Genomic DNA, 18,325 nt, shown 5'->3' on the forward strand with positions numbered 1-18,325 from the left:
CGCTCAGTGCGATTGAGGGGTGGCAGCCAGCGCGTCGGGCGCGAGATGCAGACGGACCCAGCTGACGCGGCCACTGGCGTCCTCGGCCGGGCCGTACTCGAGACGGCCGGTCAGGGCCAGCGGCCCCGGCCGGTGGGCCACGAGGCGCTCGCGCTGCGCGTCGGGCAGCAGCACGGTGACGGTGGATGCCGGCAGGTCGTCGGCCTCGCCATCGGCGTCCTCGGCCATCGACACGGGCCGCGGCGTCAGCAGGAACTGACCGGCCTGCGGCTGTTCTCGCTGCACCATGAAGCCGACCAGGCGCACCTCATGGCCGCTGGCGCTCTTCAGCCGGGCCGTGGGCTCAAGGCCGCGCGGGCCGATGGGCTGGGCGAAGAAGTCGGAGAAGCTCAGCGCCAGCGGCGCTTCGGCCCGCGCCGCGGCGGGCAGCGCGACCAGCCCGGCCAGCGCCAACAGGGAAAAGAATCTCATGCGGTCCACCGCCAGGAAAACCGGCGATGGTGGCGCGCGCCTGTGTCAGGGCCGTGACGACCGTGGCCCGATGCCCGGCTCGGCTTGCATTCGGGCCGAGCGCCGGGCCCGGGGGGCTCAGCTCAGCACAACGCGCGCGAACTTGCGCTTGCCCACCTGCAGCACATGCTCGCCGGCATCGAGCTTCAGGCCCTTGTCCGACAGCACCTCGCCCGAGCGGCGCACGCCGCCCTGCTCGATCATGCGCAGGCCTTCGCTGGTGGAAGCCACCAGGCTGGCCGCCTTCAGCACCTGAGCCAGGCCCAGAGGCGCGCCGCTCAGCTGCACCTCGGGGATGTCGTCCGGGATGCCGCCCTTGGCGCGGTTGTTGAAATCGGCCTCGGCCGCATCCGCCGCCGCGGCACTGTGGAAGCGCGCGGTGATCTCCTTGGCCAGCGCGACCTTGGCGTCCTTGGGATTGCGGCCGGCCTCGATCTCGGCCTTCAGCGCGGCGATCTCGGCCATGGACCTGAAGGACAGCAGCTCGTACCACTTCCACATCTGCAGGTCGCTGATCGACAGGATCTTGGCGAACATGGTGTTGGCCGGCTCAGTGATGCCGATGTAGTTGTTCTTGGACTTGGACATCTTCTCGATGCCGTCCAGGCCCTCCAGCAGCGGCATGGTCAGGATGCACTGCGGCTCCTGGCCGTATTCCTGCTGCAGGTGGCGGCCCATCAGCAGGTTGAACTTCTGGTCGGTGCCGCCCAGCTCCAGGTCGCTCTTCAGCGCCACCGAGTCGTAGCCCTGCATCAGCGGGTAGAGGAACTCGTGCACCGAGATCGGCGTCTGGCTCTGGAAGCGCTTCGTGAAGTCGTCGCGCTCCAGCATGCGGGCCACGGTGTACTTGCTGGCCAGCTGGATCATGCCGGCCGCGCCCAGCGGGTCGCTCCACTCGGAGTTGTAGCGGATCTCGGTACGCGCCGGGTCCAGCACCAGCTTGGCCTGGGCGTAATAGGTCTCGGCGTTGGCCTGGATCTGCTCCTTGGTCAGCGGCGGGCGGGTGGCGTTGCGGCCCGAGGGGTCGCCGATCATGGAGGTGAAGTCGCCGATCAGGAAGATGACCTGATGGCCCAGGTCCTGGAGCTGGCGCATCTTGTTCAGCACCACGGTGTGGCCGACGTGGATGTCGGGCGCCGTCGGGTCCAGGCCCAGCTTGATGCGCAGCGGCACGCCCGTTGCGGCCGAGCGCGCCAGCTTCTTCGTCCACTCGGCCTCGGGCAGCAGCTCATGGACGCCGCGGCGGGTGACGGCGAGGGCCTCCAGCACGGCATCGGTGATCGGGAATTGGGCGGCGTCGGACATGGCGGGTCAGCGCCCGGCGGTGGGCCGGGCGCAATTGTTAAGTTGTTGATCCATCGGGGTAAACCGGCATGCCGGCCGTCACACAGACGTTAGAATTCACCCTTCGAACCGGGGGTGTTGCTTCAACACAACCGACATGGATTTTAGGGCCGTCGCCGTACGGCCCCTTCGCGTGGAACCGGCCCGGCCGGGATTGCCCCAGCGACAACCCCGGGATGCCGAGCGTGAGCGCAGTTCAGAAACGTCTCCATCAGCTTCAAACAGCGTTGAAAAGCGCTGAAAGCTTTGCCGCCAGGCATCCGCGCGCGCTGACCGCCTCTGTCGTCGGCATCCTGAGCGGCTTCGCCGTGACGGCCTTCGGCATCGCCCCGCTGGCGCCCGACGCCGCCGAACTGCCCCGCCGCACGCTGGTCGAGGCCGTGCCGACGCCCGATATCTCGGCCCAGCTCGACGAACTCTCCGCCCACGCCATCGGCCTGACCCGCGCCGAGGCCACCCGCTCCAGCGACACGCCCGACAGCCTGCTCAAGCGCGCCGGCGCCTTCGACCCGGCCGCCGCCGCCTTCCTGCGCAACGACCCGCTGGGCCGCCGCGTGCTGCAGGGCCGCGCCGGCAAGATGGTCCACCTGACGGCCGATGCCTCGGGCCAGGTACAGAAGATCGTCGTGCGCTCGCCCGCAGAGAAGGTCGAGCAGCAGGGCACGCACTTCACCCGCCTGACCATCGAGCGCAGCGGCGCCGCGTTCAGCGCCCGCACCGAGACCGCAGCGCTGCAGACCCAGGTGGCCCTGGGCAGCGGCACGATCCGCACCTCGCTGTTCGCCGCGACGGACGACGCCAACATCCCCGACGCCATCGCCTCGCAGATGGCCGACATGTTCTCCGGCGACATCGACTTCCATCGCGAACTGCGCAAGGGCGACCGCTTCAGCATCGTCTACGAGACGCTGACGGCCGACGGCGAACCGGTGAGCTGGGACGGCGGCGTCGGCCGCCTGGTGGCCGGCGAGTTCACGAACAACGGCCGCACCTACAGCGCCGTCTGGTTCAAGGACAGCGCCACCGGCAAGGGCAGCTTCTACGGCTTCGACGGCCAGAGCAAGCGCCGCGCCTTCCTGGCCAGCCCGATGGAGTTTTCGCGCATCACCAGCGGCTTCGCGATGCGCTTCCACCCCATCCTGCAGACCTGGCGCCAGCACAACGGCGTGGACTATGGCGCGCCCACGGGCACGGCCGTGCGCTCGGTGGGCGACGGTACGGTCGAGATGGCCGGCTGGCAGAACGGCTTCGGCAACGTCGTCAAGGTCCGACATGGCGGTGACCGCGAAACCGTCTACGCCCACCTCAGCAAGATCGACGTGAAGAAGGGCCAGCGCATCGAGCAGGGCCAGCGCGTCGGTGCCGTCGGCATGACGGGCTGGGCCACCGGCCCGCACCTGCACTTCGAGTTCCACGCCGGCGGCCGGCTGATGGACCCGCGCACCATCGCGCGCGCCTCCGAGGCGGTGACGCTGCCCAACTACGCCAAGGCCCAGTTCCAGGCCACCGTCGCCAGCGTGAAGACCCAACTGTCCGTCGCCGAAACCATGGACGGCGTCTCGGCCGCCGAATAAGGCCTTGGCCGCCGGCCTCTACATCGGGCTGATGTCGGGCACCTCGCTCGACGGCATCGATGGCGTGCTCTTCGATGCGGAGGCCATGGCCGTCATCGGCCATGTGCATGCCCCCTTCGCCCCGGCCCTGCGGGACGAACTGCTGGCGCTGAACACCCCCGGTGACAACGAACTGCACCGCGCCGCGCTGGCGGCCAATGCCGTCGCCCGCGGCTATGCAGACGTCGTCTCCCAACTGCTGGAAGCGACCGGCACGCCGCGCGCGCAGGTCCGCGCCCTCGGCGCCCACGGGCAGACGGTGCGCCACCAGCCGGGCGGCCCGGAGGCCTACACGACGCAGTTGCTAAATGGCGCCCTGCTGGCCGAGCAGGCCGGCATCGCCGTGATCTGCGACCTGCGCAGCCGCGACGTCGCCGCCGGCGGCCAGGGTGCGCCGCTGGTGCCGGCCTTCCACCGTGCGGTGTTCAGTGCCGCGGGCGAGGACGTGGCCGTGCTGAACCTCGGCGGCATCGCCAACCTCAGCCTGCTGTTCGCCGACGGCCACACCGGTGGCTTCGACTGCGGGCCGGCCAACTGCCTGATGGACGGCTGGATCGCCCGCCACCGCGGCCTGGCCTACGACGCCGATGGCGCTTGGGCCGCGAGCGGCCGGGTGCAGCCCGCGCTGCTGGCGGCGCTGCTCGCCGAGCCCTGGTTCGCGCTGCCGCCGCCCAAGAGCACCGGTCGCGACCTCTTCCATCTGCGCTGGCTGGATTCACGGCTCGCGCCCGGTCTCGCGGCCGAGGATGTGCAGGCGACGCTGCTGGAGCTCAGCGCCCGCTGCGTCGCCGATGCGTTGCGGGCGCAGATGCCCGGCGCGGCGACGCTGATCGCCTGCGGCGGCGGCGCCCTCAACGGCACGCTGATGCGCCGCCTGGCCGCCCTGCTGCCTGGCGTGGCCACACAGACCAGCGCCGAACACGGCCTGCCGGTGGACCAGGTCGAGGCCGCTGCCTTCGCCTGGCTGGCCCATCGCTTCGTCGAAGGGCTGCAGGGCAATCTGCCCGCCGTCACCGGCGCGGCCGGCCCGCGGCTGCTGGGCGCGCTCTACCCGGCCTAGGCTTGCGCCTCCGGCTCGCGGCGCGCGACCCCGGCGCGGCTGTCCTGCGGCGCCAGCTGCCAGAAGATCCCCGCCGAGGCGATGGTGATCAAGGCCATGCAGCCGAAGGTGGCGCGAAACGCGTCCAGCGTCTGCGCGCCACCACCGCCGAAGAAGTCCGTGAACGCCGCCAGCACCGCGCCGGCCGCGGCCACGCCCATGCCCATGGCCAGCATCTGCACCATGGACAGCAGGCTGTTGCCGCTGCTGGCCGTCTCGGGCCCGAGATCCTTCAGCGTCAGCGTGTTCATCGCCGTGAACTGCATCGAGTTGACGGCACCGAACAGGGCCAGTTGCAGGATGCGCAGCAACAGCGGCTGACCCGGTGATGCGAACACGAAGCTCGCCATCATCAGGCCGACGAGACCCGTGTTGACGACCAGCACACGGCGGTAGCCGTGGCGGGTGATCAGGGGCGTCGTCATGCGCTTCATGGACATGCTGGCGATGGCGACGGGCAGCATCATCATGCCGGCCTGGGCGGGCGAGTAACCCATCGCCACCTGCAGCAGCAGCGGGATCAGGAAGGGCATGCAGGAACTGCCCAGGCGTGAGAACAGATTGCCCAGCAGGCCGATGCGCAGCGAGCCGACGCGGAACAGCTGCGGCGAGAACAGCGGGTCGGGCCGGCGCAGCGCATGCAGCCAGTAGGCCGTCAGGCTGGACAGGCCGAAGATCATCAGCACCAGGACCGAGGCCTGGTGCAGGCCCAGGCCCGACAGGCCGTCCAGGGCCAGCGAGATCGCGACCATGCCGAAAGCCAGCAGCAGATAGCCCGCAGCGTCGAAGCGCGCGACGGCGGCCGAAGGCGGCGTGGGCATGTAGCGCAGCGTGGCCAGCGCGCCGACGATGCCGACCGGCAGGTTGATCAGGAAGATCCAGTGCCAGGACATCACTTCGACGAGCCAGCCGCCCAGCGTCGGGCCGATCAGCGGGCCGATCAGGCCCGGAATGGCGACGAAGCTCATCGCATGCAGGAAGCGCTCGCGCGGGAAGGTCTTCAGCACGACGAGGCGGCCGACCGGCAGCAGCAGCGCGCCGCCCGCGCCCTGCACGACGCGCGCGGCCACCAGCATGCTCAGACTGGGCGACAGCGCGCACAGCAGCGAGCCGATGACGAAGAGCACGATGGCGCCGACATAGACCCGCCGCGTGCCGAAGCGGTCGGCCATCCAGCCCGAGGCCGGGATCAGCATGGCCATCGTCAGCGAGTAGGCGACGATGACCGACTGCATGCGCAGCGGGCTCTCGCCCAGGCTGCGCGCCATCGCCGGCAGTGCCGTGTTGACGATGGTGGCATCCAGCGTCTGCATGAAGAAGCCGACGGCCACCAGCCACAGCAGCACGCGCAGCGACTGCTCCTGCCGGGGATCGGTCACGGTCGCCGTCATGGCTCAGAAAGCAGAAAACCGCCCGGAGGCGGCTTTCTGCGCGGATGCCAACACCCGCTCAGGCCGAGAAGCTCGAGCCGCAGCCACAGGTGGTCGTCGCATTGGGGTTCTTGATGACGAACTGGGCGCCCTGCAGGTCTTCCTTGTAGTCGATCTCGGCGCCCATCAGGTACTGCAGGCTCATCGAGTCGATCAGCAGCGTGACGCCGTTCTTGACCATCTGCGTGTCGTCGTCGTTGACGGCCTCGTCGAAGGTGAAGCCGTACTGGAAGCCGGAGCAGCCGCCGCCCTGCACGAAGACGCGCAGCTTCAGCTCGGGGTTGCCCTCCTCGGCGACGAGGTCGCGCACCTTGTCGGCGGCGCTGTCGGTGAACACCAGCGGGGCGGGGATGTCGGTCACGGGGGTTTCGAGAACGGCGCTCATCGAAGTTCCTGGAATCTGGGAGATGCCTGATTGTCGGCGGAAATGAAAAAGGCCGCACGATCGTGCGGCCTCTTCGAACGCGAAGCGTCGATCAGCGCTTGCTGAACTGCTTGCGACGACGGGCGCCGTGCAGACCGACCTTCTTACGCTCGACTTCACGCGCGTCACGCGTGACGAAGCCGGCGCGGCTCAGTTCGGGCTTCAGGGTCGCGTCGTAGTCGATCAGCGCGCGGGTGATGCCCAGGCGCAGCGCGCCGGCCTGGCCGGACTCGCCGCCACCGTGCACGTTCACCTTGATGTCGAAGGCCTCGCCGTTGTTCGTCAGCAGCAGGGGCTGCTTGGCGATCATGATCGAGGTCTGGCGACCGAAGTAGCTGTCGATGGACTTGCCGTTGACGACGATCTGGCCCGTGCCCTTCTTGATGAAGACGCGAGCAACCGACGACTTGCGGCGACCAGTACCGTAATTCCAATTTCCGATCATGGCCGTTCCTTAAATCTCGAGAGCCTTGGGCTGCTGAGCGGTGTGCGGGTGCGTGGGACCTGCGTAGACCTTCAGCTTCTTGACCATGGCATAACCCAGCGGGCCCTTGGGCAGCATGCCCTTGACGGCCTTTTCCAGCGCGCGGCCGGGGTGCTTGGCTTGCATGTCCTTGAACTTCGTGGCGTAGATGCCGCCGGGGAAGCCGCTGTGACGGTAGTACACCTTGTCGGTGGCCTTGTTGCCGGTCACACGGAGCTTGTCGGCATTGACGATGACGATGAAATCACCGGTGTCGACGTGAGGCGTGTAGATGGCCTTGTGCTTGCCGCGCAAACGGAGTGCCACTTCGCTGGCAACACGTCCGAGCACCTTGTCGGTGGCGTCAATCACAAACCACTCGTGCGTCACCTCGGCCGGCTTGGCGCTGAAGGTCTTCATGAGTTACTTTCGATTGGCCGGCTCTTGAGGGAACCGGCAATGGATGGCTGAACTTCGACCGGCCTCGGTGCTGTGTCTGTTGCACAGCCTCTCGGCACAGTCTCTTTCCCGCAGCCTTTTGACGGAAAAGCCCACGAGTGTACCAGCGCATCCGATGGATTGGAAATACCCGACGCGGTAATCTCACCGTATCCGCAGGCCCGGCCATGCCCAGAACCCCTCCCGCCGCCCCAGCCCCCCCGTCCGAAGCCCCGGCGGACTGGGACCATGAGCTGGCGGCCTTCGGCCCCGACCCCAAGGCTGCGGCGCCGGCGGAGCCGGGTGCCGGCCCGCTGTCCAGCGCCCGCGCGGCCCTGGAGCGGCTGTCGACCTGGGTGCCCATCCGGGCGCTGGCCCGGCGCCACCGCCATCGCATCGTCGAGCACCTGCTGGCCCTGGACCCTCAGGACCGCTATCTGCGCTTCGGCTATCCGGCCTCGGACGATCAGATCCGCAAATACGCCCTCGGCATCGACTTCGGCCGCGACGAGGTGTTGGGCATCTTCAACCGCCGCCTGCAGCTGGTCGCGCTGGCCCACCTCGCCTACGAGCCGCCGCCGCTGAGCCCGTCGCAGCGCTCGATGGCCGAGTTCGGCGTGTCGGTGCTGCGCCAGTCGCGAGGCCGCGGCCTGGGCCGGCGGCTTTTCGACGCCGCCGCCCTGCACGCCCGCAACCGCGGCATCGACACCCTCTTCATCCACGCCCTCAGCGAAAACCGCCCCATGCTGCGCATCGCCGCCGCGGCGGGCGCCGTCGTCGAGCGCGATGGCGGCGAGTCCGCCGCCTGGCTGCGCCTGCCGCCGGACACCGTGGGCTCGCAGGTCGAGCAGGCGCTGGACCGCCATCTCGGCGAACTGGACTTCCAGTTCAAGCGCCAGGCCCATGTGCTGAGCGGCTTCGTCGACAGCGTGGCCGAGGTCAAGGCCCATTTCGACGCATCGGGCCGTGCCGACAAGGAATAAATGACGGCGAATGGTGGCGCTAACGGCACCGTCAAGACCACCTACCCCCTCAGCCCGGGGGAATACGGACTAGCGAGTAATGTGTTTTAGGGACATTGAGCTACATTGCCCGACCATTGCGCCGCAGGAACAGTCGGCGTTGTCGCCGAACTCCCCCAAGGGACATGCCGTACGCCATCTATTGGATCGCCGCACTGGCTGTTTGCGTGCTGGGCCTGGCCATCGGCCTGGTCTGGGCACTGCGGCGCCCTGCCTATGCCAATAGGGGCCTGCCGGCGGAGTGGTCGCTCACCGCACGACCCGTGTTCACGACCGACGAGCGACGTGTCTTCCGCCTGCTGCGCGAGGCACTGCCCCACCACGTCGTGCTGTCCAAGCTGCCGCTGGTGCGCTTCTGCCAACCGACCGAGGCCAAGGAAGTGCGCTACTGGTTCGACCTGCTCGGCGCCTCGCATGTGACCTTCGCCGTCTGCAGCCCCAACGGCCGGGTACTGGCCGCCATCGACCTCGAGGGCGAGCGGGGCGTCACGCCGCGCAGCCTGCAGATCAAGCATGCCGTGCTGTCGGCCTGCCGCGTGCGCTACCTGCGCTGCACGGTGGACCATCTGCCCAGCGTCGCCGAACTGCAGCTCCTCGTGCCCCAGGGCAGCAACCCGCGCGGGCCGCTGCCGGCACCCGGCGCAAGCGCCACCCCCAGCCTTCCGCGCCGCCGCACCGGCGGCATGGGCGAGGACGAATTCGGCAGCGATTGGGGCCAGTTCTCCCAACCCCTGCCGCTGTGGCAGGACGCCAACGTCTTCAACAGCAACGACATCTTCGGCGAACCCCGCCCGCGCATGCCGGCCCAGACCCTGCAGCAGCCGATGCCGCAACGCCGCAGCATGCAGCAGCGCAGCCTCGACACCACGCGCTACAACCCGCGCACCCTGCCCGTGCTGGACGATGCAGATGAGGAGGCCATGATGGACGACATCGTCGGCGTCGTCGTCGATGCGCCGCGCTACGCGACCCAGAGGCCCCGCCGGGGTTGAAGCACACCGGCGACACTCGCCGGATGCACCACGCGATCCCTGACCTCAGCTTCGGCGACCTGACGCCGGAGTTCATGCTCGATGCGCTCGACGCCGCCGGCCTGCGCGCCGACGGCCGCATGCTGCAGCTCAACTCCTTCGAGAACCGCGTGCTGATGGTGCACCTGGAGGACGCTCAATTCGGCAGCTCGGCGGCCGTGGCCAAGTTCTACCGCCCGGGGCGCTGGAGCGACGCGCAGATCCTGGAGGAGCACGGCTTTGCCGCCGAACTGGCCGCCGCCGAGGTGCCGGTGGCCGCGCCGTGGACGCTGGCGGGCGGCTGCACCCTCTTCCACTACCAGGGCCAGCGTCTGGCCGTCACGCCGCGCCAGGGCGGGCGCGGACCGGAGCTGGAAGACCCCGAGGTGCTGCGCTGGATAGGCCGGCTGCTGGCCCGGCTGCACGGCGTCGGGCGGCAGAAGCCCTTCGCCGAACGCCTCGCCTGGGCCAGCGCCGCGCCGGCCCGGACGGCGCGCGACTGGCTGATCGGGCACGAGGCCATCCCGCCCGAGATCGCTCCCGCCTGGGACGACGCCGCCCAGCGCTGCATCGACGCCATCCAGGCCGCCTTCGGCAGCCTGCCCGGCCTGCAGCTCACGCGCCTGCACGGCGACTGCCATCCCGGCAACATCCTGTGGACGCCCGATCGCGGCCCGCATTTCGTCGACCTCGACGACGCCGTCACCGGCCCTACGGTGCAGGACCTGTGGATGCTGCTGCCCGGCGATCCGGACGCTGCGCGCCTGCAGCTCAATGCCGTCCTCGACGGCTACGAGCAGATCGCCGAGTTCGACGACCGCGAGCTGCGACTCATCGAGCCGCTGCGCACGATGCGCATGATCCACCACAGCGCCTGGCTGGCGCGCCGCTGGGGCGACCCGGCCTTCCCCATCGCCTTCCCCTGGTTCGGCACGCCCAGCTACTGGCTGGACCAGGTGGCCAAGCTCAGGGAGCAGCTGGAAGCGATGAAACCCAGGGAAGCACCGCCGCTTCTGGCGCGGGACGAGGACGCCGTGGACTTCGACGGCGACGGGTTTGCCTGAACTCGGCTGACCGGCTCGGGGCCTTCAGAGGTCCAGCACGTAGACGACGGCGCTCGCGCGCTCGTCGGCGCTGTGCCCCACCAGCCCACGATCCCACTCCGGCCCCATGGCGCCCGTCGTGGCCGCCGCGCCCGCGGTCATCACCGCAACCTCTTCGGTACCGGCATCGATCTCGGCCACCGGCTCACGGCTGTGCGTGAAGAGGCGGGCGACGGGAACGGCTCCCGCCGAGATGACGATCAGATACCGCGTGACCTGCCGGAGTTCCCGAGGCGCATGCCGCGCCGGCACCTCATGACCGAAACCGTGGTTCATCTCGCCTCCTCGCCTTCCTCAGGCCGCAGGCTGCGCTAACGGTAGCCTGCGCAAGCCAAGCCATTGTGCGCCTGCGCGGGCGGGCAAAACCGGGGCTGGCCACGCCCCTGAGGCCCGGCGCGGCCAGCCGCGAAACATTTGCAAAATACTGGATATAACAACAGTATTGTGGTCTCATCCAAGCTCCCGCCACTTCCTCTGCCGCCACCTGCGTTGACCGGCCATGTTGCCCGCCCCCGTCGCCCCACCCGCAACCGCCCTGCCTCCTGCCAACCCCGTGCCGCCAGCCCGGCACGGGCGACTGATGCTGGAGGACGCCGCTGGCCTGCAAGGCCGGCTGTGGCGCGGCAGCAGCCTGGGCCAGACGGCAGACCCGACGCTGCCCAGCGGCTTTGCCGCGCTGGATGCCCAGCTGCCGGGCGGCGGCTGGCCGCTGCGCGCCGTCACCGAGCTGCTGACGCCCCAGCCCGGCGTGCTGGAGTGGCGGCTGCTCGCGCCGGCCCTGGGCGGCGGGTGGGCCGGCCACCGCCAGCGGATCGCCGCGCCGGCCGCCCGCACGCTGCTGCTTATCAACCCGCCCCACACCCCCCATCTGCCCGGCCTCCAGGCCCTGGGCCTGCCGCCGTCGGCACTGGTCTGGGTGGCCACGACGACGCCCGCCGAAACGCTCTGGGCCACCGAGCAGGCCATCAAGTCGCACGTGGCCGTGCTGGCCTGGCTGCCCGAGGCGCGGCCGGAGCAGGTTCGGCGCCTGCAGGTCAACGCGCTGGGCTCGGAAGCCCCCGTCTTCCTGGTGCGCCCGGAGCATGCCCGCCGGCAATCCTCGGCCGCGCCGCTGCGCCTCGTCGTGCAACCGGGCGAAGGCTGGACGTTGGCCGTGCACCTGCTCAAGCGCCGCGGCCCCGCCCACGAAGGCTGGCTGGCGCTGCCGGCCACACCCGGCGCGGTCGAGCCCCTGCTGACCGCGGCCAAGCGCAGGGGGCAGCCCGCACCCGCACCGGCGCCCGCCCCCACGCCGGCCAGCCCTCCGACGGAGCGCCACGATGCGCTGGCTCGCCCTGTGCTGCAGGCCTGATGCGCCCGCCGGCGACAGCGACGCCCTGGCCTGGCTGGCGCTGAGCTTTACGCCGCGCGTCGCCCGGCTGGAGGAGGCCGTCGTCGCCGAGGTGGCGGCCAGCCTGCGCCTGTTCGGCGGCGCGCGGGCGCTGCGCCAGCGCCTGCAGGCCGAGGCGGCGCGGGTTGGCCTCGGCCTGGGCGCGCAGGCCTGGGGCCCCACCGCACTGGCCGCGCTGGCGCTGGCGCGCTGCCCGGAGCCAGCGCGCCAGGGCCGGCTCGCCGAACGACTGGATGCGCTGCCCCTCGCAGCCCTGAGCGCCGCCCAGGCCCACCACGCGATGCTGGCCCGCCTGGGCTGCCGCCAGCTCGGCGAACTGCGCCGCCTGCCGCGTGCCGCGCTGGCCAGGCGCTTCGGCCCTGCACTGCTGAGCGCGCTGGACCAGGCCTATGGCGACCTGCCCGAGGCCCACGACTGGCTGACCCTGCCCGAGCGCTTCGACGCGCGGCTGGAGCTGCCCTACCGTGTGGAGCACGCCCCCGTGCTGCTGCATTTCGCCGAAACGCTGCTGCGCCAGCTCTGCGCCTTCCTGGCTGCCCGCCACGCGGGCGTGCGCACGCTGCGTCTGGCCTGGCAGCACGATGCGATGCGCCCGCGCGACGTGGCCGGCAGCGGCGCGCTGACCGTGGCCACGGCCGACACGACGCGCGACCTGCAACGCCTGTCGCGCCTGCTGGCCGAGCACCTGGCCCGCACGACTCTGGCCGCGCCGGCCGGCGAGATCCAACTCGGCGCCGACACGCTGCTGCCGCTGGAGGAGCAGAGTGCCGGCCTGCTGCCCGGCCGCACCGCCCCGCAGGAGCGCACGACGACCAACGCGCTGCTGGAGCGCCTGTCCGTGCGCCTGGGTGCCGGCCGGGTGCGCGAGGGTCGGCTGCACGAGGACCACCGGCTGGCCGAGATGCAGCGCTGGCAGCCCTGGCCCGCACCGCCGATGCCCCCCAACTCGGCGCCCGTGCGCCGGCCGCCCGGGCCACAGCCCACCTGGCTCGTCGAGCCGCCCCAGCCGCTGCGCTGCGATGCGCAGGAGCAGCCCCTCTACGCCGGGCCGCTCGTACGCGTCAGCGGCCCGCACCGCATCGAGGCCGGCTGGTGGCAGAGCGGCGGCCTGCAGGCGCGCGACTACTTCGTCTACCGCAGCCCCGCGCGCGGGCTGCTGTGGGTCTATCACGAGCGATTTCCAGACGCGGCATCAACGGCATCGGGCTGGTTTCTTCACGGGGTGTTCGCATGAGGCGCGAACCGCCACCCCGGGGCGAGGGGCTTCGTTATGCCGAGCTGCACTGCCTCAGCGCATTCAGCTTCCTGCGCGGCGCCTCGGAACCGGCCGAGCTGGTGGAGCGGGCCTGCACGCTGGGCTACACGGCGCTGGCCATCACCGACGAATGCTCGCTGGCCGGGGTCGTGCGCGCACACAAGCAGCTGCGCGAGATGCGCGAAGCGGCTCATCACGAAGCCCGGCAGGCCGCGCGGCTGGCCGGCGAACCCGAAGCCAACGTCGAGCAGCCCCGGCTGATGCAGCTGCTGATCGGCAGCGAGTTCCTCGTCCGCGACGACGCCGGCACGCCGCGCTTCAAGCTCGTGCTGATCGCGCAGAACCTCAACGGCTACGGCAACCTCAGCCAGTTCATCACGCGGCTGCGCCGCGCCAGCCCGGTCAAGGGCGAGTACACACTGCACTGGCGCAGCATCGCGCCCGAGAAGCTCACCGACTGCCTGGCCCTGCTCGTGCTGCCGCGCGAGGCCGGCCAGGCCGATGGCAGCGAACTGGCCGCACCCGCGCACTGGGCGCTGCGCCACTTCGCCGGCCGCGCATGGGTCGCCGTCGAACTGCTGCGCGAAGCCGGCGACGCGCTGTGGCTGCAACGCCTGCAGCAGCTGTCCGAAGACACTGCCCTGCCCCTCGTCGCCGCGGGCGATGTGCACTTCCACGTGCGCTCGCGCAAGGCCCTGCAGGACGTGATGACCGCCACGCGGCTCGGCCGCACGGTGGCCGGCTGCGGCTTCGACCTGCAGCCCAACGCCGAGCGGCATCTGCGCAGCCGCCAGCGCATCGCCCAGATCTGCCCGGCCGAGCTGCTGGCCGAGACGCTGAACGTGGCGGCGCGCTGCACGTTCAGCCTCGACGAGATCAGCTACCGCTACCCGAGTGAGGTCGTGCCCGCCGGCCGCACCCCACGCCAGCACCTGCGCGACCTCACCTATGCCGGGGCCTGCAAGCGCTGGCCTCAGCACGAAGGCGGCGTACCGGACAAGTTCAAGCGTCGCATCGAGGACGAACTCGAACTCATCGAGGAGCTGGGCTATGAGCACTACTTCCTCACCGTCGCCGACGTCGTGGAGTTCGCCCGCAGCATCAAGATCCTCTGCCAGGGCCGTGGCTCGGCGGCCAACAGCGTCGTCTGCTACTGCCTGCACGTCACGTCCGTGGACCCGGACCGCAGCACGCTGCTGTTCGAACGCTTCATCAGCCGCGAGCGCGGCGAGCCGCCGGACATCGACGTCGACTTCGAGCACGAGCGCCGCGAAGAGGTCATCCAGCACCTGTACAAGAAATACGGCCGCGACCGCGCCGCGCTGACCGCCGTCGTCATCTGCTACCGCCCCAAGAGCGCCATCCGCGACGTCGGCAAGGCCCTGGGCTTCAGCGAAGAACAGCTGGTCATCATGAGCAAGGACCACAGTGGCTGGCCCGGCCAGGTGCTGCCCGAGAACCACCGCGCCGCACTGCTGCAGCAGCTGGGCATGGCCGACGACGACCCGCGCCTGCAGCAGCTCATCACGCTCGCGCGCCAGCTCAACGGCCTGCCGCGCCACCTCTCCCAGCACGTCGGCGGCTTTGTGCTGACCGAAGGCGTGCTGGAACGCCTGGTGCCCATCGAAAACGCGACGATGAAGGACCGCAGCGTCATCGAATGGGACAAGGACGACATCGACGAGCTGAAGATGATGAAGGTCGACGTGCTGGCCCTGGGCATGCTCAGCGCGATCCGGCGCTGCTTCGACCTCGTCAACCCGATGCGCGGCACGGCCATCGACCTGACCATCCCCGACGACGACTGCGCCACCTACGACATGATCTGCAAGGCCGACACCATCGGCGTCTTCCAGATCGAATCGCGCGCGCAGATGTCGATGCTGCCGCGGCTGCAGCCGCGCACGTATTACGACCTGGTGGTCGAGGTCGCCATCGTGCGGCCGGGGCCCATCGAGGGCGGCATGGTGCACCCCTACCTGAAGAACCGCGCGCTGCCGGAAGATCAGGTGGAGTACCCCAGCGAAGCGCTGAAGGAAGCACTCTGGCGCACCCGTGGCGTGCCGATCTTCCAGGAGCAAGTCATGCAGGTAGCCATGATCGCGGCAGGCTTCTCGGCCGGAGAGGCCGACGAATTGCGCCGCGCCATGGCCGCCTGGAAACGCCCTGGCGTACTGGAAAAATACTATGACAAGGTCGTCGACGGCATGCGTGATCGGGGTTATACCGACGACTTCGCCAAGCGCATCTTCGACCAGATCAAGGGCTTCTCCAGCTACGGCTTCCCCGAGTCACACGCCGCCAGCTTCGCGCTGCTGACCTACGTCAGCGCCTGGCTCAAATGCCACGAGCCCGCGGCCTTCCTGTGCGCGCTGCTGAACTCCCAGCCGCTGGGCTTCTACACGCCCAGCCAACTGGTGCAGGACGCGCGGCGGCACCAGGTCGAGGTGCGGTCCATCGACGTCAACCACAGTGGTTACAACAGCACGCTAGAACCCCGTGACGGCGAACATCAACCCGCCGTGCGCCTGGGCCTGCGCCTCGTCAGCGGACTGGGCAAGGAGGCTGCACAGCGCATCGAGGCTGCCCACGCCCAGAGCCCTTTCGATCACCCGCAAGACCTCGCTGCGCGCGCCCGCCTCACGCAAGCCGACATGCAGCACCTCGCCGCCGCCGATGCGCTGACCTCACTCGCCGGCCACCGCCGCCAGCAGGTCTGGCAGGCCTCGGCCCTGCACGCGATGCCGGCCTTATTGCAGGGCAGCCTGCTGCCCGAGGACGAACTCGAACTGCCCGCCGCCGCCGAAGGCGAGGAGGTGCTGTGGGACTACGCCGCCACCGGCCTCACGCTGCGCCGCCACCCGCTCGCGCTGCTGCGCCCGCGCCTGGCCCGCGAGGGCTGGCTGACGGCGCGCCAGCTCGACGCCATGAAGAGCGGCCGCCGCGCCCGCGCCTGCGGCATCGTCACCGGCCGCCAGAAGCCGCAGACGGCCAAGGGCACGCTCTTCGTCACTCTGGAAGACGAGACCGGCAACGTGCAGGTCATCGTCTGGAACCAGGTCTACGAAGAACACCGCAGCACCATCCTCGGCGCGCGGCTGCTGGCGGTCGAGGGCGTCTGGCAGCGTGGCGACGGCGACGTGCGGCATCTGCTGGCCAAGGGCTTCAGGAACCTGAACCCGCTGCTGGGGAGGCTGCCGACGGAGAGCCGGGATTTCCGCTGAGGCTGCTGCAGCCGAGCTGCCGGAAAGACGAAGGCCGCGCGTCTTGCGACTTCGCGGCCTTCCATTTGGTGCATCTTTCAGCTTGTTGGCGTCCAAAACGTCCTGGTCTTGTAAAGCTCCATGAAGCGCTTGCGCAGTCCGCCGGCCCGGCCCCACCGCCGGCAGTGTGAAAACCCATGCACGGCGCCCACTTGGGCGCATCGACGACGCGGGTCGGGATTTCCGGTGACCTCGGGCATGTCCCCCGCCGAGGGTGTAAGTTGCCGCCATCCCCGGCCGACCGACAGCCCAGCCCCGACCCCGAAAGCCCCCATGCTGATCCGAACCCCCACCACCCACGAGCCCCTGCCCAGCGAGATCACGCCCCGCTCGGCCTATCTGAACCGTCGCGCCGCACTGGCCGGCCTGGGCCTTGCGGCCACGTCGCCGCTGGCCCTGGCCCAGCCTGCTGCCCCCGGCGGCGGCAAACTGGCTAAGCTGCCCGGCGTGCGCTCGGCCTTGGCCGGCGCCTCCGTGATGGACAAGCCGACGAGCTATGCCGACGCGACCTCGTACAACAACTTCTACGAGTTCGGCACCGACAAGGCCGACCCCGCGCAATACGCCCACACGCTGAAGACTCGGCCCTGGACGGTTGCCATCGAGGGCGAATGCGCTAGGCCCGGCCGCTTCGACATCGAGGCCCTGCTCAAGCTCAGCACCGTGGAGGAGCGCCTCTACCGGCTGCGCTGCGTGGAAGGCTGGAGCATGGTCATCCCATGGACCGGCTATTCGCTGTCCGAGCTGCTCAAGCAGGCCCAGCCGACATCGAAGGCGAAATACGTCGAGTTCACCAGCCTCGCCGACAAGGCCCAGATGCCCGGCGTGCGCTCGGGCGTGCTGGACTGGCCCTATGTCGAGGGCCTGCGCATCGACGAGGCCATGCACCCGCTGGCGCTGCTGGTGTTCGGCATGTACGGCGAGATCCTGCCCAACCAGAACGGCGCGCCGCTGCGCCTGGCCCTGCCCTGGAAGTACGGCTTCAAATCGGCCAAGAGCATCGTCAGGATCCGCTTCACCGAAAAGGAGCCCCTGTCCAGCTGGACCAAGGCGGCCCAGCAGGAGTACGGCTTCTATTCCAACGTGAACCCCGGCGTGCCCCACCCGCGCTGGAGCCAGGCGGCCGAGCGCCGCATTGGCGAGGACGGCCTGTTCTCGAAGAAGCGCCCGACGCTGATGTTCAACGGCTACGAGGCCCAGGTCGGCCAGCTCTATGCCGGCATGGACCTGAAGAAGTTCTACTGACGATGAAACCGCTGCTCTCGACGGCTCCTCAGGGCCAGCCCCAGGGCGCCTCCGGCCGATCTGCCCCCCTCGGCGGGCGGACGGCGCGAAGCGCCATCCAGGGCGCGCTGCTGAATGGCACCGCCAAGCCCATGCTGTTCCTGCTCTGCCTGCTGCCCCTGGCCTGGCTGGTCTATGGCGCCGCCACCGACCAGCTCGGCGCCAACCCGGCCGAGGCGCTGATCCGCCGCCTGGGCGACTGGACGCTGCGCGGCCTGTGGCTGACGCTGGCGATCACGCCGCTGCGCGAGCTGGCGGGCCTGGCGGCGCTGGTCCGCTTTCGCCGCATGCTGGGCGTGTTCACGTTCAGCTATGCCTGCCTGCACCTGCTGGCCTACGGCTGGCTGGACATGGGCCTGGACTTTGGCGACATCGGCCGCGACATCGCCAAGCGCCCCTTCATCCTGATGGGCTTCACGGCCTGGGCGCTACTGCTGCCTCTGGCCGCCACCAGCTTCAACAAGGCCATCAAGGCCCTCGGCGCCCCGCGCTGGCGGGCTCTGCACAAGGCCGTCTACGCGATCTCGGTCATCGCGCTGCTGCACTTCATCTGGATGCGCGCCGGCAAGCACAACTTCGCCGAGCCAGCCGTCTACGGCGTGATCCTTGCCGCGCTGCTGGGGTGGCGGCTCTGGAAGCGGGCCACCCGGAAATAGCCCCGGCTGGGATAATCCGCG

Annotated in this window: 17 protein-coding genes; 10 read left to right on the forward strand and 7 right to left on the reverse strand. The window is 69.9% G+C overall.

The features are described 5' to 3' along the window. Window positions 1–3: 3 nt before the first annotated feature. Both EV671_RS06005 and tyrS read right to left on the reverse strand, forming a co-directional pair. A complete protein-coding gene (locus EV671_RS06005) occupies window positions 4–471 on the reverse strand; it encodes a hypothetical protein (RefSeq protein ID WP_132570390.1) in 468 nt (155 codons plus the stop codon). 117 nt (window positions 472–588) lie between these two features. Beyond that, window positions 589–1,815, reverse strand: coding sequence for a tyrosine--tRNA ligase (tyrS, locus tag EV671_RS06010; protein WP_132570391.1), 1,227 nt, complete (start codon window positions 1,813–1,815; stop codon window positions 589–591). Between the two features lie 266 nt (window positions 1,816–2,081). Between tyrS and EV671_RS06015 the strand changes: the two genes are divergently transcribed. Together EV671_RS06015 and EV671_RS06020 are read left to right on the forward strand one after the other, a co-directional pair. Then, window positions 2,082–3,428, forward strand: coding sequence for a M23 family metallopeptidase (locus EV671_RS06015; RefSeq protein ID WP_243655598.1), 1,347 nt, complete (start codon window positions 2,082–2,084; stop codon window positions 3,426–3,428). 4 nt (window positions 3,429–3,432) lie between these two features. Continuing rightward, a complete protein-coding gene (locus EV671_RS06020) occupies window positions 3,433–4,527 on the forward strand; it encodes an anhydro-N-acetylmuramic acid kinase (RefSeq protein ID WP_277592437.1) in 1,095 nt (364 codons plus the stop codon). Here the strand turns inward: EV671_RS06020 and mdtD are convergent. The 4 genes from mdtD to rplM all read right to left on the reverse strand — a co-directional run bounded on the left by mdtD (window position 4,524) and on the right by rplM (window position 7,303). Then, window positions 4,524–5,957, reverse strand: coding sequence for a multidrug transporter subunit MdtD (gene mdtD, locus EV671_RS06025; protein ID WP_132570393.1), 1,434 nt, complete (start codon window positions 5,955–5,957; stop codon window positions 4,524–4,526). The two genes, EV671_RS06020 and mdtD, sit on opposite strands and share 4 nt — an antisense overlap. A gap of 58 nt (window positions 5,958–6,015) precedes the next feature. Beyond that, entirely contained in the window at window positions 6,016–6,381 is a 366-nt protein-coding gene (gene erpA / locus EV671_RS06030; RefSeq protein WP_132570394.1) for an iron-sulfur cluster insertion protein ErpA, read from the reverse strand. 91 nt (window positions 6,382–6,472) lie between these two features. Then, window positions 6,473–6,865, reverse strand: a complete 393-nt coding sequence (rpsI, locus tag EV671_RS06035) for a 30S ribosomal protein S9 (protein WP_132570395.1) — start codon at window positions 6,863–6,865, stop codon at window positions 6,473–6,475. Between the two features lie 9 nt (window positions 6,866–6,874). After that, a complete protein-coding gene (gene rplM, locus EV671_RS06040; RefSeq protein WP_088482271.1) occupies window positions 6,875–7,303 on the reverse strand; it encodes a 50S ribosomal protein L13 in 429 nt (142 codons plus the stop codon). Between the two features lie 206 nt (window positions 7,304–7,509). Here rplM and EV671_RS06045 point away from each other — a divergent pair, with 206 nt between their 5' ends. The 3 genes from EV671_RS06045 to EV671_RS06055 all read left to right on the forward strand — a co-directional run bounded on the left by EV671_RS06045 (window position 7,510) and on the right by EV671_RS06055 (window position 10,417). Beyond that, entirely contained in the window at window positions 7,510–8,304 is a 795-nt protein-coding gene (locus tag EV671_RS06045; RefSeq protein ID WP_132570396.1) for a GNAT family N-acetyltransferase, read from the forward strand. A gap of 164 nt (window positions 8,305–8,468) precedes the next feature. Next, the gene (locus EV671_RS06050) at window positions 8,469–9,335 is read left to right on the forward strand and encodes a DUF2726 domain-containing protein (RefSeq protein ID WP_132570397.1); all 867 of its coding nucleotides are present in this window, start codon (window positions 8,469–8,471) and stop codon (window positions 9,333–9,335) included. Window positions 9,336–9,358: 23 nt separating this feature from the next. Next, window positions 9,359–10,417, forward strand: coding sequence for a serine/threonine protein kinase (locus EV671_RS06055; protein WP_132570398.1), 1,059 nt, complete (start codon window positions 9,359–9,361; stop codon window positions 10,415–10,417). A 24-nt stretch (window positions 10,418–10,441) separates the two neighbouring features. On the opposite strand, the gene EV671_RS06060 is transcribed toward EV671_RS06055, so the two are convergent. Then, window positions 10,442–10,732: a hypothetical protein gene (locus EV671_RS06060; RefSeq protein ID WP_132570399.1), complete on the reverse strand. Its 291-nt coding sequence runs from the start codon at window positions 10,730–10,732 to the stop codon at window positions 10,442–10,444. Window positions 10,733–10,955: 223 nt separating this feature from the next. Between EV671_RS06060 and imuA the strand changes: the two genes are divergently transcribed. The 5 genes from imuA to EV671_RS06085 all read left to right on the forward strand — a co-directional run bounded on the left by imuA (window position 10,956) and on the right by EV671_RS06085 (window position 18,304). After that, window positions 10,956–11,807 (forward strand): translesion DNA synthesis-associated protein ImuA, encoded by an 852-nt coding sequence (gene imuA, locus EV671_RS06065; protein WP_132570400.1) that lies wholly within the window; start codon window positions 10,956–10,958, stop codon window positions 11,805–11,807. Continuing rightward, window positions 11,776–13,080: a DNA polymerase Y subunit UmuC family protein gene (locus tag EV671_RS06070; protein WP_132570401.1), complete on the forward strand. Its 1,305-nt coding sequence runs from the start codon at window positions 11,776–11,778 to the stop codon at window positions 13,078–13,080. Before imuA ends, EV671_RS06070 begins: the two co-directional genes overlap by 32 nt. Beyond that, window positions 13,077–16,325 carry an error-prone DNA polymerase gene (locus EV671_RS06075; protein WP_132570402.1) on the forward strand — a complete coding sequence of 1,083 codons (3,249 nt, stop codon included), beginning with the start codon at window positions 13,077–13,079 and terminating at the stop codon, window positions 16,323–16,325. The genes EV671_RS06070 and EV671_RS06075 overlap by 4 nt, the downstream gene beginning before the upstream one ends. A 312-nt stretch (window positions 16,326–16,637) precedes the next feature. Next, a complete protein-coding gene (gene msrP / locus EV671_RS06080) occupies window positions 16,638–17,609 on the forward strand; it encodes a protein-methionine-sulfoxide reductase catalytic subunit MsrP (RefSeq protein ID WP_132570403.1) in 972 nt (323 codons plus the stop codon). Window positions 17,610–17,611: 2 nt separating this feature from the next. Beyond that, a complete protein-coding gene (locus tag EV671_RS06085; protein WP_132570404.1) occupies window positions 17,612–18,304 on the forward strand; it encodes a protein-methionine-sulfoxide reductase heme-binding subunit MsrQ in 693 nt (230 codons plus the stop codon). The last annotated feature ends 21 nt before the right edge of the window (window positions 18,305–18,325 follow it).

The organism is Roseateles saccharophilus (genome assembly GCF_004342485.1).
Taxonomy (GTDB): Bacteria; Pseudomonadota; Gammaproteobacteria; order Burkholderiales; family Burkholderiaceae_C; genus Pelomonas; species Pelomonas saccharophila.